Annotated in this window: 12 protein-coding genes; all 12 read right to left on the minus strand. The window is 35.4% G+C overall.

Annotation, left to right across the window (positions count from 1 at the left end):
• Window positions 1-299 precede the first annotated feature (299 nt).
• Entirely contained in the window at window positions 300-1,094 is a 795-nt protein-coding gene (gene ymdB / locus AC6CHR_RS01650) for a 2',3'-cyclic-nucleotide 2'-phosphodiesterase (RefSeq protein ID WP_498246705.1), read from the minus strand.
• A 363-nt stretch (window positions 1,095-1,457) separates the two neighbouring features.
• Window positions 1,458-3,020, minus strand: coding sequence for a ribonuclease Y (gene rny / locus AC6CHR_RS01655; protein WP_498246706.1), 1,563 nt, complete (start codon window positions 3,018-3,020; stop codon window positions 1,458-1,460).
• 631 nt (window positions 3,021-3,651) lie between these two features.
• Window positions 3,652-4,692: a recombinase RecA gene (recA, locus tag AC6CHR_RS01660; RefSeq protein WP_498246707.1), complete on the minus strand. Its 1,041-nt coding sequence runs from the start codon at window positions 4,690-4,692 to the stop codon at window positions 3,652-3,654.
• A 282-nt stretch (window positions 4,693-4,974) separates the two neighbouring features.
• A complete protein-coding gene (locus tag AC6CHR_RS01665) occupies window positions 4,975-6,219 on the minus strand; it encodes a competence/damage-inducible protein A (protein WP_498246855.1) in 1,245 nt (414 codons plus the stop codon).
• A 36-nt stretch (window positions 6,220-6,255) separates the two neighbouring features.
• Window positions 6,256-6,834 (minus strand): CDP-diacylglycerol--glycerol-3-phosphate 3-phosphatidyltransferase, encoded by a 579-nt coding sequence (gene pgsA / locus AC6CHR_RS01670; protein WP_498246708.1) that lies wholly within the window; start codon window positions 6,832-6,834, stop codon window positions 6,256-6,258.
• Between the two features lie 244 nt (window positions 6,835-7,078).
• Window positions 7,079-7,948, minus strand: coding sequence for a helix-turn-helix domain-containing protein (locus AC6CHR_RS01675; protein WP_498246709.1), 870 nt, complete (start codon window positions 7,946-7,948; stop codon window positions 7,079-7,081).
• Between the two features lie 16 nt (window positions 7,949-7,964).
• Entirely contained in the window at window positions 7,965-8,756 is a 792-nt protein-coding gene (locus tag AC6CHR_RS01680) for a DUF3388 domain-containing protein (RefSeq protein WP_498246710.1), read from the minus strand.
• Window positions 8,757-8,973: 217 nt separating this feature from the next.
• Window positions 8,974-9,231 (minus strand): DUF3243 domain-containing protein, encoded by a 258-nt coding sequence (locus AC6CHR_RS01685; RefSeq protein ID WP_498246711.1) that lies wholly within the window; start codon window positions 9,229-9,231, stop codon window positions 8,974-8,976.
• 209 nt (window positions 9,232-9,440) lie between these two features.
• On the minus strand, window positions 9,441-10,163 hold the full coding sequence (gene ymfI, locus AC6CHR_RS01690; protein ID WP_498246712.1) for an elongation factor P 5-aminopentanone reductase: 723 nt from the start codon (window positions 10,161-10,163) through the stop codon (window positions 9,441-9,443).
• Window positions 10,164-10,338: 175 nt separating this feature from the next.
• Window positions 10,339-11,625: an EF-P 5-aminopentanol modification-associated protein YfmH gene (yfmH, locus tag AC6CHR_RS01695; RefSeq protein WP_498246713.1), complete on the minus strand. Its 1,287-nt coding sequence runs from the start codon at window positions 11,623-11,625 to the stop codon at window positions 10,339-10,341.
• Window positions 11,622-12,902: an EF-P 5-aminopentanol modification-associated protein YfmF gene (yfmF, locus tag AC6CHR_RS01700; RefSeq protein ID WP_498246714.1), complete on the minus strand. Its 1,281-nt coding sequence runs from the start codon at window positions 12,900-12,902 to the stop codon at window positions 11,622-11,624. Before yfmF ends, yfmH begins: the two co-directional genes overlap by 4 nt.
• Window positions 12,903-13,089: 187 nt before the next feature.
• On the minus strand, window positions 13,090-14,328 hold the full coding sequence (gene bcbE / locus AC6CHR_RS01705) for a bacillibactin exporter BcbE (protein ID WP_498246715.1): 1,239 nt from the start codon (window positions 14,326-14,328) through the stop codon (window positions 13,090-13,092).
• Window positions 14,329-14,438 lie beyond the last annotated feature (110 nt).

The raw sequence follows: 14,438 nt of genomic DNA on the forward strand, positions 1-14,438 counted from the left end.
CATTAGAACATCCCTAGCATAATTTGTTTAAAAGGCTTCCCCTTTTCCATTTTAAACAGTATTAGTTAATCATCCATTGATACTATATTCACTAAAAATGGAAAGTATTCCTGCTTGTTCGTATATTATTCTGAAAAATTATCTCTTTATAATTGCTGGTTTATAATAAGGGCGATTCTGCAAATAACCGTACTTTAGTTTTTTAAACTTTAATTTTGATCGACCAATACTCACCATACCATAAAAATCCAGATGCCGGTTTTATAAGTTGCAGAGCAACAAACTTTTAGAAAAGAGCTTTATTCAAAAAACATATGGTCATCATTAATAAGTATTCTATCAATTTTTTTCGACTGTCCAGTTTTATCGTCAATATCAATTACAACGGCACTTAATTGTGTTCTGCCTTCTGCAACATCATGCCGTACTGGCAGGCTCGTCAAGAATCTCTTCAGAATCATATCTCGATTTACACCTAATATTCCATCGTAAGGGCCTGTCATTCCCACATCTGTAATGAACGCCGTACCCTTCTGTAAAATACGTTCGTCAGCAGTCTGGACATGTGTATGCGTTCCAACTACAGCTGATACCTTGCCATCTAAATACCAACCGATCGCTTGTTTTTCGCTAGTGGCTTCACCATGAAAATCTACAAAAATTATTGGAGTTCGTTTTTGGGCTTCTTCAACTAGTTCATCCGCCTTTTTAAACGGACAATCCGATGGCGGTAGAAATACACGACCCTGTAAATTAATAACTGCTACTTCTTTTCCTCCCACTTTAACATAAGTGATACCCTTTCCAGGATTATTTTCAGGAAAATTTGCAGGGCGAATCATATTGTGAGCACGATCAATAAAGTCGAAAATTTCACGGTTATCCCATGTATGATTACCCATTGTAATAACGTGTGCTCCACTTTCAATAAACTGCTGATACATTTTTTCTGTTATCCCTTTGCCATGTGCAGCATTTTCCCCATTGATAATCACTACTTGTGGTTTATATTTAGTCTTTAACTTAGGTAAATATTCCTTAATCATTTCGCGTCCTGGTGAACCAAATACATCTCCAACAAACAATATTTTCATAATTGAAGCCCCTCTATCTATAAATTCTCATCTTTGTCAAAATACATCAACATGCTTATTTCATTATTTTGTCTGGGTAAAGGATCCACTTTTCCCCTTTAATCTAGCTATCCTGTTTAAATAGATTTTTTCACTAAATGCTATTATATTCATATAGTTCTACTTTACTTATTTAGAGCCTTCTTGCTCTTTCCTCGTTACTGTGATTTTCTTTTAGAACGTCATTATTTCAATCGATCAACTTAATCACATATCAACAAACTGTAAGAAAAACTCATAGTTTTATAATACTTCAAGCTTTAGATCTCTCTATAGTTTTGCACAGTTTCTACAAAAAATAAAGCGGCGCATTTCTGCGCCACTTTATTTTGCATATTCAACCGCTCTTGTTTCACGAATAACTGTTACTTTGATATGCCCTGGATAGTCCAGTTCTTCTTCAATTCGTTTTCGGATGTCTCTAGCTAAGCGGTGTGCTTGAAGATCATCTATGCTATCAGGTTTGACCATGATACGCACTTCACGACCTGCTTGGATCGCAAAAGATTTCTCAACACCATCATATGATTCTGAGATTTCTTCGAGTTTCTCTAGGCGACGAATGTAATTTTCAAGTGTCTCACTTCGTGCACCTGGTCTGGCAGCTGATAATGCGTCTGCTGCTGCGACAAGAACAGAAATGATTGATGTAGGTTCTGTGTCACCATGATGTGATGCAATACTGTTAATTACTACAGAATGCTCTTTATACTTCGTTGCAAGCTCAACACCGATCTCCACATGACTTCCTTCTACTTCATGGTCAATCGCTTTTCCGATATCATGCAAAAGCCCTGCTCGTTTAGCTAAGAGCACATCTTCTCCTAGTTCAGCGGCCATTAAGCCCGCTAAGAAGGAAACCTCCGTCGAATGCTTTAATACATTTTGACCATAGCTAGTTCTAAACTTCAAGCGACCTAATATCTTTATTAAGTCAGGGTGAAGTCCGTGTACACCAACTTCAAATGTAGTTTGTTCGCCGACCTCGCGGATGTATTCGTCCACTTCACGACGAGATTTTTCAACCATCTCTTCAATACGTGCAGGATGAATGCGACCGTCCTGAACAAGCTTGTCTAATGCAATTCTTGCCGTTTCTCTTCGAATTGGATCAAATCCAGATAAAATTACTGCTTCAGGTGTATCATCAATGATTAGATCTATACCCGTTAATGTTTCCAATGTACGAATATTACGTCCTTCACGTCCAATTATACGGCCCTTCATTTCATCATTCGGGAGATTTACAACAGAAACCGTCGTTTCGGCTACATGATCTGCTGCGCAACGTTGAATAGCAAGCGAAAGGATTTCTTTTGCCTTTTTGTCAGCTTCTTCCTTAGCACGATTTTCGCTATCCTTGATCATAACAGCGGTATCATGTGTAAGTTCTTTTTCAACCTTATCAAGAATGATTGACTTTGCTTCATCTCGTGTAAGGCTAGATATGCGTTCAAGTTCTGTTTGTTGTTTACGCACCATCTCATCCACTTTGCTTTCCGTCTCTTCAATATGTTGTTGTCTTTCATTCAGAGAATCTTCCTTTTTCTCTAGCATAACTTCGCGTTTATCTAAAGACTCATTCCTCCGGTCAAGATTCTCTTCCTTTTGTAATAAGCGATTTTCTTGTTTCTGAAGTTCATTTCTTCGCTCACGAACTTCTTGCTCTGCTTCTGTTCGCAACTTATGGATTTCATCCTTTGCTTCAAGAAGTGCTTCCTTTTTCGTTGCTTCTGCATCACGTTTTGCTTCTTCAAGAATTTGTCCAGCTGCATGGTTTGCACCAGCAATTTTCGCTTCTGCAATGGATTTACGAACAAAATAGCCAACAACTGCACCGACGATTAGGCCAAGCAAAATGGAGATGATTATCGATACGATGTCCATCATTACACCTCCTCTTGCTGTGAACTTTTTTCTAGATTAAAGTGTCGGCATGTACATTGTTCAATTTTAAGTTGTCAACATACAGCACAAAGCTTTGTTTTTCATGTTGAACTTTGCGTCTTATTAAGTTTTTTTTAGGAAGACAAATTCAAGTACCAACATTTTTGCTTTCAAAATGCTTCAATCATCATTCTACAAAATTGTAAAATATACATCCTAATTGTAAATCTGTGAATTTTTCTTGTCAAGCCTGTCTATATAACGATTGTAGGTACATAAACAAATACCATGGATTATCTCTCGACAAATAATTAATGATCAAAAGGCGAATTTTGTAGTTTTGTTCATGTTTTACTTGATATACCTTACTATAATTATCAAGATTATATCCATACATGAGATCATTTTATACGGATAATCGAACTATTTTTTTATTTTAACTAAAGCTGTTTTTTTATTAAAAGAATACAAATTTCATATAATGCACATGTTGAAGAGGTTATTTTTTAAAGAACTTTCAAATAAATTTACATCTTTTCAGTGTGGAATTATGTTGTAAAGGTAAATTTAATAGTCTTTTAGAATGTAATTAAACTTTATTATTACAAAAAAAAGGGCAAAATAGCCCTTTTTAGTCTTCTAGTAAATTTAATTCTTCTTTACTTTCTTCAGGAACAACACCCTCTGTATCGAGGCCATAATGATTGCGGATTTTCCCTTGAATCTCGAGACGGATAGTTGGATTTTCTCTTAGAAACAACTTTGCATTTTCTCTTCCTTGACCTAAACGTTCTTCATTGTATGAAAACCATGAACCACTTTTTTGAACGATATCAAGCTCTGCTCCTATATCGATAATCTCACCTTCTTTTGAGATACCTTCACCGTACATAATGTCAACTTCTGCAACCTTAAATGGTGGCGCAACTTTATTTTTTACAACTTTGATTTTTGTTTTATTTCCAACAATATCATTGCCTTGTTTTAATGCTTCAGCACGACGAACTTCTAAACGAACAGTAGAATAGAATTTCAAAGCACGTCCACCTGGAGTAGTTTCTGGATTACCGAACATTACACCAATCTTTTCTCGAATTTGATTGATAAAAATAGCAATGGTATTTGATTTATTAATAGCACCAGATAACTTACGTAACGCTTGGGACATTAAACGAGCTTGAAGTCCCATGTGTGAATCACCCATCTCACCTTCAATTTCAGCTTTTGGAACCAAAGCAGCAACTGAGTCTACTACAAGGATATCAACTGCACCACTTCTTACAAGTGCTTCTGCAATTTCAAGTGCTTGCTCGCCAGTATCAGGTTGAGATAACAAAAGCTCATCTATATTTACCCCAAGTTTTTGAGCATAAACAGGATCAAGTGCATGCTCAGCATCGATAAATGCCGCTTGTCCACCTTTGTTTTGTACTTCTGCAATCGCATGAAGAGCTACAGTTGTTTTACCTGAGCTTTCAGGACCGTAAATCTCTATTATTCTACCACGTGGGTATCCACCTACTCCTAATGCTGAATCAAGCGCAAGGGAACCACTTGGAATAGTTGATATTCTTCTATCAGTTTGTTCCCCTAATTTCATTATCGAACCTTTACCAAATTGCTTTTCTATTTGTTTTAACGCCATATCTAAGGCAGCTTGACGATCGCTCACTAAAATTTCCTCCTTCAAATACTTCAATTACTTCTATACTAAATATAACTCCTTTTTAACTGTTTGCCAAGTAATAATCGAACATTTATTCGTTTTTTCTACTTGAAATAGATTATACTTTTCAATTTCCACTGAAAAGTAATGAAGTTTTCAAAGTGATATCTAGGTAGATAATTAAATTTTACATATTTTAATAACTAATTTTGGAGCACTAAGTAAAATAGGGTCTGATTAATCAGACCCTATTTTTCAGCGTTCAAAGTTTGTGCTGAATCAATTATATCACTCTATTTGTGTTAATAGTTTTACTAAATAATGACAACCATACTTTACCGATTTCATACGAATACCCTTTCTGGATCCTGCTAAATTCAGCTTGTAAATTTGTGTTTCCATATTATCCATGGATATACCAATAAATACAGTACCAACAGGTTGCCCCTCATGTGGTGCTGGTCCGGCAACTCCCGTGAAACTTATTCCAATATCACTATTTGATAGTTTACGAATTTGCTCAGCCATTTCCTTTGCACATTGTCCACTAACCGCTCCATCAACATCAAGCGTTTGCTGTGAGATTTTAAGGACATTCGACTTCATTTCATTGGTATAGCAGACTATACTACCTTTAAGCTGTTGTGAAGCACCCTCCAATTCTGTTATCTGTTCAGTGAATAGACCTCCAGTTAAGCTTTCAGCTGCAGAAATCGTCAAGTGCTTTTCAATTAAGCGTTTTTTCAGCTCTTGTACAAGAGTAGATTGCTCATACCCATAGAAAAACTCTCCTACTCGCTCATTAACTTTTTGTTCAATGTCGTTTAATAATCGCTCTGCGATTCCTTCATCAACATGCTTTGCAGTTAATCGTAATGTTACTTCTCCATCGGATGCTAATGGAGCAATGGTTGGATTAATTTGTTCATCTATTAAGTCTTGAATATCTGTCTCAAGCTGTGATTCACCTATCCCAAAATAACGTAATACCCTGGAGATGATTTTTTCTTGAAATCCAAGCTTATTCAGAAAATATTCACGACCGTAACGTTCAAACATCGGTTTCATTTCACTCGGCGGTCCTGGTAGCAGCATATAAATTGTATCATCAACTTCTAACACCATACCTGGAGCCATTCCATGATGATTCTTTAGTATGTATGAACAATTAAGTACTAGAGCTTGCTTTTTGTTGTTTTCTGACATCACTCTTTTAGTTTGTAGAAAATATTGTTCAATACTTTCTAATGCTTCCTGATCATAAACAAGTTTCTTATCAAGAATAGTTGCGATCGTTTCTTTCGTAAGATCATCTTTAGTAGGCCCAAGTCCACCAGTAAAGATGATCACATTAGATCTTTCTTTAGCAACCTTAACTGCTTGTTCTAATCTAGTATGATTATCTCCAACAACTGTATGATAATAAACATTCATACCAAGCTCTGCCAGTTGCTTAGATAAAAATTGCGCATTGCTATTTACAATTTGACCGAGTAATAATTCTGAGCCCACTGCGATTATTTCTGTTCGTATATTCAAACTATTAATCCTCCCCTATAGCTTATAAGATCACTTTGAGTTAATAAAAACATGCTTATTTTTACTAAAATAATCCCAACCAGATAGAACAGTAAAAAAGGTTGCAACCCAAAGTGCTATTTGAGCAAATGGTAGGTTGATAAATTCAAAAGGTAAGTTATGCAGTAGTAATGCAGAAATGGCAATAATCTGTGCCCATGTTTTTATTTTCCCAAGCATATTCGCTGCAACAACTTCTCCCTCACCTGCTAAAATAGCTCTTAATCCTGTTACAGCGAACTCGCGGCTAATAATCAATATAACCATCCAAGACGGGGCAAGTTCAAGCTGCACCAAAATAATCAATGCTGCAGAAACTAGGAGTTTATCTGCTAAAGGATCTAAAAATTTCCCTAAGTTTGTCACTTGGTTCAACTTTCGGGCATAATATCCATCAATCCAATCAGTTGTGGATGCAATAATAAATAAAAGCGCTCCAACAAAATGAGTCATTAAAATTGTTTCAGTTCCGAAAGTTAATTCTCCCCAGTCAAATGGTGCTAGCATAATAACCATAAACACAGGTATAAGAATGATTCTCGAGACCGTTATTTTATTAGGTAAATTCATGTTATTTCCTCCAAATTTCTTATTAAAATTATAAAATTTCTTTATGCAAACCGCTTCTTAATCCTCACTGGTAATAGCAACTGTGTGAACTCTCAGTCTCCCCAAAACACCTACAAGTTTAGGAACATCTCTATTTTTCACACAAAAGGGGACGACTCAAAATATGTAGACTAGCACCACCAACTTATATAGCGACACACTTACTATATAAGTTGGTGGTGCCAGTCAATACATGAGCCAGTCCCTATTCTTTACTATAGATAATCGTTATATTTTGTGGTGTTGCCTTGGTATCCTCATATTGTAGTAGTTCACCATTGATTTTAAGATCAGTACCGGGAACATTACCTACTCTTACAGTAATTTCTGATTCAGCTGTAAGATCTGTAACTTCTGTTTTTCCTACTGGGATTTCCTTACCATAAAATGTTTTACCTTTTCCATTTTTCACACTTACCCACGTTCTATCTTTTGCTGTTACCTCAAGTTCAAACTTCTCTGTTCCTGTAAGTTCATACGTTGTTGTTGTACCTGACACACCTTGCATCGTTACAGTTTGAGTGAGTGTATCTTCCTCTGTAACTGTATCCTCTTGTATCTCATCTTCAGCATCTTCAGGCTCATTTTCTACATCGTTACCAGTGGCGGTCTCGTCCACATTGTTTGCATATTCATTATTATTCTCAACTTTAGTAGTGTCCACTTCTGGGTCTTCTGGAGCTGAGTTTTGCCTCCAAAGCCAAAATACAATGGCAATGGCAACAATGATGATAACAATTAAAATTCTCGGAAGTAGTTCAAGGAACTTAGATGCAGATTTGGGTAGCTCTTTCTGTGTTTTTACTCTTGACAGTTGTTCAGGTAAACTCTCGTGATATGTACTGGGAACTTCATTTTTAAACTCTTCAAATACTTCTTCGGGATCTATGTTTACAGCCTCAGCATACTGCTTTATAAAAGCTCTAATGTAAAAGTTCCCAGGTATTATCTTGTAATTCCCTTCCTCAATAGCAAGTAAATAACGTTTTTGTATCTTTGTTATTGATTGAAGATCATCCAAGCTCAATTTCTTTTCTTCTCTCGCCTGTTTCAGTCGATTTCCTAATTCACTCAACCGTAACACCCCATAACTAAAAGTCAAAGCCTGAAAGACTTGAAGAGTCAAATATCATTTGAGTATCCTCGACATCTTTATATGTAATTTCCTCATCAGGCTCATTACGAATTTCTATTATATAATCAAAATCATCTATTGTATATTCTGTATTCCTCACAAAAATATCAGGATGCTCAACTACTTTCGTTGCTGAGAGTCGCATTATTTCTCTTACTAGTTGAAGATGTTGTTCCGTGCCGCGCCTAGTTGAAACAATACCATCGATAATAAATAGATTATCTTCATGGTATTCATCAGCAATTAACTGACTTCTGATTGTTTGCTTTAACAGGGTTGACGATACAAATAGCCATTTCTTATTAGCACAAACACTTGAGGCAACAATTGATTCGGTTTTCCCAACCCTTGGCATACCCCTAATTCCAATTAATTTATGTCCATCTTGTTTGTATAATTCTGCCATAAAATCGACTAATAGTCCAAGTTCATCTCTTACAAATCGGAAGGTTTTTTTATCGTCAGCATCACGCTGTATGTATCTTCCATGTCTTACCGCTAATTTGTCACGTAATTTTGGAACTCTTAGCTTTGTAACTGTTATATTGTCCATTGTCTTTAAAATTGATTCAAGTCTAAGGACTTGATCTTTACTATCACATGTCAATAATAAACCACGCCTAGAATCATCCACTCCATTAATAGTGATTATATTAATCGATAACATTCCTAATAAAGAGGATATATCACCAAGAAGACCTGGACGATTATTTTGTATTTCATATTCGAAGTACCATTCATAAGGCATGAAAAAAACCTCCTAATAACAACACACCACTTTATACTATAATAAATGATTTTTCTTAAAGAAGAAAGAACAATCATAATGAAGAGGTGTAAAAAAAACATACGCTACATAAATATAGCCACATACCGTTAATTACTATTTCCCCAAAAAGATTTTGCAAAACATCTTTCTTATTTATCTATCCATATAGAAAAAGAGAGGAATCTCTCCTCTCTTTTTAGCGCGAACCGTTATTTTCAACAAGCTTTACCATCATATTTGCAATAGCATGTTGTTCTTTTTCATCCGCTACACTCCAAAGATCAGCTAAGACTCTTTCTTGTGTGTTTTTTGGGTCTACTTGATTTGCTAAGTAGTCGCCTACTTCAAATGCTAGGTTATTAATAACCTTTCCATCCATTCCTTCATTTTCAGCACGATTTAAACGGTCCCCAAGGAAATTTTTCCACTCATCCCAATTTTCTAAAACAGACATAGGATTTCCTCCTTTTTAATTGTCGGCTATTTTCGCAAAGATCGTTAACCCTGATACTCTTTTAGCTCATTAACTTTTGATTTAAAGAGTATGACCTTAAGCAACAAACTTTTTGAAAGCCTAATTGTTACTAACTTAGTGTTCCTTTGGGTCTTTGTTTTTATGCTAATTATTTTTTATACAGTCCATTTACCTCTCGAATATATATTCTAGACCCAACCACCATTTACAGATAATATTTGTCCTGTCATATAAGAAGCTCTATTGGATGCTAAATAGACTACTGTATCTGCAATTTCATCAGGATTCCCTAATCGTCCCAATGGAATTTCGTCTTTTAGTTGGTCGATTTCTTCAATTGAAAAGTGAGAAAGCATTTTCGTATCAATTGCTCCAGGCGCAATTGCGTTTACCCGAATTTGGCTTGGGGCTAGCTCTTTTGCTAGTGCTTTTACAAATGAATTTTGTCCACCTTTTACCATAGAATACATCACCTCACACGATGCACCAACCAACCCCCATACTGAAGTAATCACAATGATGTTTCCTGCTTTATTACTTATCATCGAGGGAATTAATTTCTGCGTTAACCGAAAAGGACTTGTGATATGTAAGGTGACCATCTGCTCTATATCAACATCTTTCATATCTGTTATTAATCCATAAAAACTCATACCACTATTCAACACTAGTAAATCAATTGGCATTTTTATTTCATTTAGGAGCTTATTTGCACCTGAGTGGTTTGTGAGATCTGCTTGTATTGGTGTCATCATGACATTCTTTTGCTTAGTTGAGTCGATAAGTTCATCTATAGCTTGTTTATTTTGATGATAATGAAGATATAAATGATACCCCTCATCTAATAGTCTTCTCGCAATTGAGGTACCGATACCACCACTCGCTCCTGTAATTAAAGCATACTTTTCCATCTATTCCTCTCCTAAATAGAGGAGAATACTAAATGAAAGGGTCAGACGCCTCATAATCAATAAATGAGCCTTAAATCGTTCGGGCTCAATATATTGTTTGAGGGGTCAGACCCTTATTTAGTCAACCTCTTTGCTCTATTCTTCTCTTTGGATCAAATGATAACAAGTGATCAATTTACTTAGGCAAAACCTGACAAACAGTAAATAGATCCTCTTCAATTGCTTCTTTTAAGATTTTTGTAATATCTTCTTGTGATAATGATTCAAGAGTTGGTACAACATCGAATAGGTTCATATCGTTAAACGCATAACGAGTGAATTGATTAGCAATATATTCTGGTGAATTAATTGCTCTTAAAAAAGCACCAATTTTTTTGTTTTTTGCAGCAGCAAAGGTAGAAAAATCAACACCCTCATTTTTTGCAGTGAATAACGCCTGTTTTATTTGTTCCGCTAGTTCATCAGGTTTTTCTGTGTCTCCGCCAATCATGGCAAAACCAAACCCACTTTCTTCTGTATAATCATAGCTAAATGTATCATCAATAAGTCCCTCTCTATAGAGGTATTCGTATTGTTTTGAGCTTTTACTAAATAACATATCTAAAATTATGTTCATCGTCAGCTCATACTTTAATAATTCTTTACCTGATCGAGTTGGATTTTTAGCTTTTAATCCAACTAAGCATTTAGGACTTTGCACATTCATTTTTAATTTCTCTATCTTTTTGTTTACTCCTACTGGCTCATCGGGATATTCTCTTTTTATATCTGTTTGAGCTGTAAATTTCTTTTTCTGTTGGTTATCCCTTACTTGCTTAAGAATTTTCTCCGGTTCGATATTACCAACAATGAATAGAAGCATATTACTTGGATGATAGAACGTATGATAACACTCATATAACGAATCTTTATTAATCTTAGCAATTGAATCTATGGTGCCAGCTATGTCTATTCTAACAGGATGGTTTTTGTATATATTTTGAATTAACCCAAAGTATAGTTGCCATTCTGGATTATCATCATACATGTTAATTTCCTGACCGATAATCCCTTTTTCCTTTTCAACCGTTTTTTCTGAAAAATATGGTGTTTGGACGAAATCCATTAACGTTTCTAAATTCCGGTCAACATTGCTAGTGCTCGAAAAGAGGTAAGCTGTTCTCGTAAACGAGGTGAACGCATTAGCAGAAGCACCCTGTTTACTAAATTGTTGAAACACATCACCATCTTCTTTTTCAAAAAGCTTATGCTCCAGGAAATGTGCTATCCCATCAGGTACTTTTTTACCCTCAGTTTCATTTAATGGTATGAATTGGTTATCAATAGAACCATACTTTGTTGTAAAGGTTGCATATGTCTTGTTAAATCCCTTTTTAGGTAATACATAAACATCGAGTCCATTTTCCATTTTTTCGTAATATAATTCTTCTTGCAGCTGGTCAAAACGAATAGGATTTATCATACATTTCCCCCCGTCCCTTTTAAGAAGTATATCGTATCTAATTCAATTTTATCTGCAACTGTTAAAACATCATCTTTGGTAACATTTTCGATCCCTTCTAAATAAGCCTCAAAGGTACGATTCGTTTGTGAGATGACATTATGATAAACAATTTCCGCTAACCCATATGGAGTATCGATAGTTTCCAATAGTTGATTTCGGATAACAGCCTTTGTTTGTTCAAACTCTTGATCTGTAAAATCACCTTTTTTCATTGCCGTCATTTGTTCACGAATAATTGTAACAGCTTGCTGGTAGTTTTGCTCCTCAATACCTGACATAACCATAAGTAAGCCCTTGTGGCTCTCCACCCTAGAAGCAGCATAGTAAGCTAAGCTAGCCTTTTCTCTAACGTTTATAAAAAGCTTCGAATGTGAGAACCCTCCGAATATGCCATTAAACAATTGCAAGGCAAAGTAATCCTCATCACGATATGTACTATTTGTACGGTATCCAATATTTAGTTTCCCTTGTTTAACGTCCTGTTCTTCGATGACCTCATTTTCTTTTACTTCATGCTTCTTAGGCGTCTCTTTTATGACTGGTTGATAGTTATTGTTAAAACGAAAGTACTTCGCAACATATTCCTCTAAAGCCTGTTCATTTAGATCACCAACGACATACAAATCAATTTTGTCTGATTTAATAACCTTTTGGTAATATTCGTACAAAGAACTTGATGTAATATTATCAATGTCATCAAGTTCGCCATTTACATGCAAAGCATATGGTTCATTTTTACACATTTCTTGCACTAGACGTAAATTTGAGTACCTCATTTTGTCATCATAAACAGCTTGAATACGTTGTTTTAATGTCCGCTTTTCCTGATTTACAATATCATCCTTGAATCCTTGCTCTTCAACAACAGGATCTAAGATAATTTCAGATAGTAACTTTAACCCTTTTTCTAATAATGGTGTTGAATTAGAAAGGAATTTTTCATTCGCAATATCCATTCGAAATGAAATAATATGATTTTCACCTTTTTTGGCAAGATCTACATGTAAAGTTGCACCGTAAAGTTCGTCTAAATATTGTCTTAAACTTGTACTAGTCGGCAAGTTTTTTGTCCCTCTTTGAAGGACATAAGGAAGTAACGCTCTTAAGGTAACATCCTGTTCGTTTAATGGAGCTAATAGCTTTAAAACAATTGTATTCGTTTTAAATTTTTTGGTAGAAATCGTATGCAGTGACAATCCATTAACATCATTAAGCTTTTCATTAATAAACGACATTAGAAGCCTCCTTTGATTTCTTATTTGCTAGTTATTATATCAATAACAGGATAATAAAGGAAATAATACACATTTTCCCGGCTTTTTAACTTTTTTGATTTAGAATAAAACGTGTATTCTTCCTAGTAGTGAACACCAGTATAAAAAAGGATCAGCTAATAGAATGGATAGATCTTCTATCATGATCCTATGCAAGCTTTGGAATTCTCTTGGATTCAGTTTCATTCTCTGGATCACCCTTTGGTTTTATGAGTAGCAGTGCAATGACAACTGCTAAAAGACTCACTGCTGCCGAAAGATAATAAATAAGGTGCTCTGATACCATCATAATATACGAGTATACTGGAGGTCCTATTGCAACTCCAATAAATCTCATTGAACTATAGATCGAGGTAATTGTTCCCCTCTGTTCTTTTTTTATCCCTTCTGTAATGATAGCATCTAGGCATGGTAAGGTTATGCCGATACCAATTCCGGTTATGACTAAAAAGGCCACTAAAAAAAGAAAAGAATGTTGTACTCTTAGTGCAATAAACGAGACCGTTACCAAGCCCATTCCTATGACAATAACGGTTTTCATCAGACTTTTGTTTTCTCCAATTTTCTTTCCTGAAATGTAGGAACTCGTAGAAAGAGCTAACAACGGAATTGCTAGGACTAAGCCCTTCTTTATTCCATCAATGTTGAATTGCTTTTCAAGCATATCTGATAGATAAAATAAAATCCCAAATAAAACAAACATAATAATACATCCCACCGAAAATATTGCAAAAAGCCATTTCCCGTTTTCCTTAAACGTCTTTTTAATAGAATGGGTAAATTGTTTTAATGTCTGCTTCTTTTTCTCTGGTTTCTTCGGGACCTTAACTAAAAAGGCCACTAATAACACGCTTACTAAACTAAAAAAAGGAATAAACAAAAAAGGAAGAAACCAAATAACTGAGGCCAAAACTGCGCCGATAATTGGGCTTATAACCTTCCCTGCTGTATTAGCTGTTTCGGTTAATCCTAGGCCTGCACTAATTTCTTCATCTCGTTTAAACATATCACCTACTAAAGGAATGACTACCGGTGCCGCTCCAGCAGAACCAATACCTTGTAAGACCCTACCCATTAGAATAATCATATAAGGATCTGCCATTTTCCAAGAAGCCCATCCAGAAAGTGCCCCACCAATACCAGAAATAATTAAACAGGGTACCATGATCTTTTTCCTACCATATCGATCTGATAAATAACCTGCAATCGGTATTAATATGATTGCAACAATCGAATACACAGTAATGATTAATGACACTTGGAATGAATTAATATTTAGTTTCTTAGCGATTAAAGGTAAAACTGGGATTAACATTGAATTTCCTAGTGTCATGACCAGCGGAACGGATGATAAGGCTAACAGATCGAGCTTCTTACGTGATTCCATCTTCGCTTCACCTTGTCCACATTTTTTTTTATACAAGTACATTTTGTGTAGAAATCACCTAACATATACTGGGATTATGTAGCAATCTAGACTATTTGTGTTACCTAACA

It is taken from the genome of Metabacillus sp. GQ13 (genome assembly GCF_059758525.1).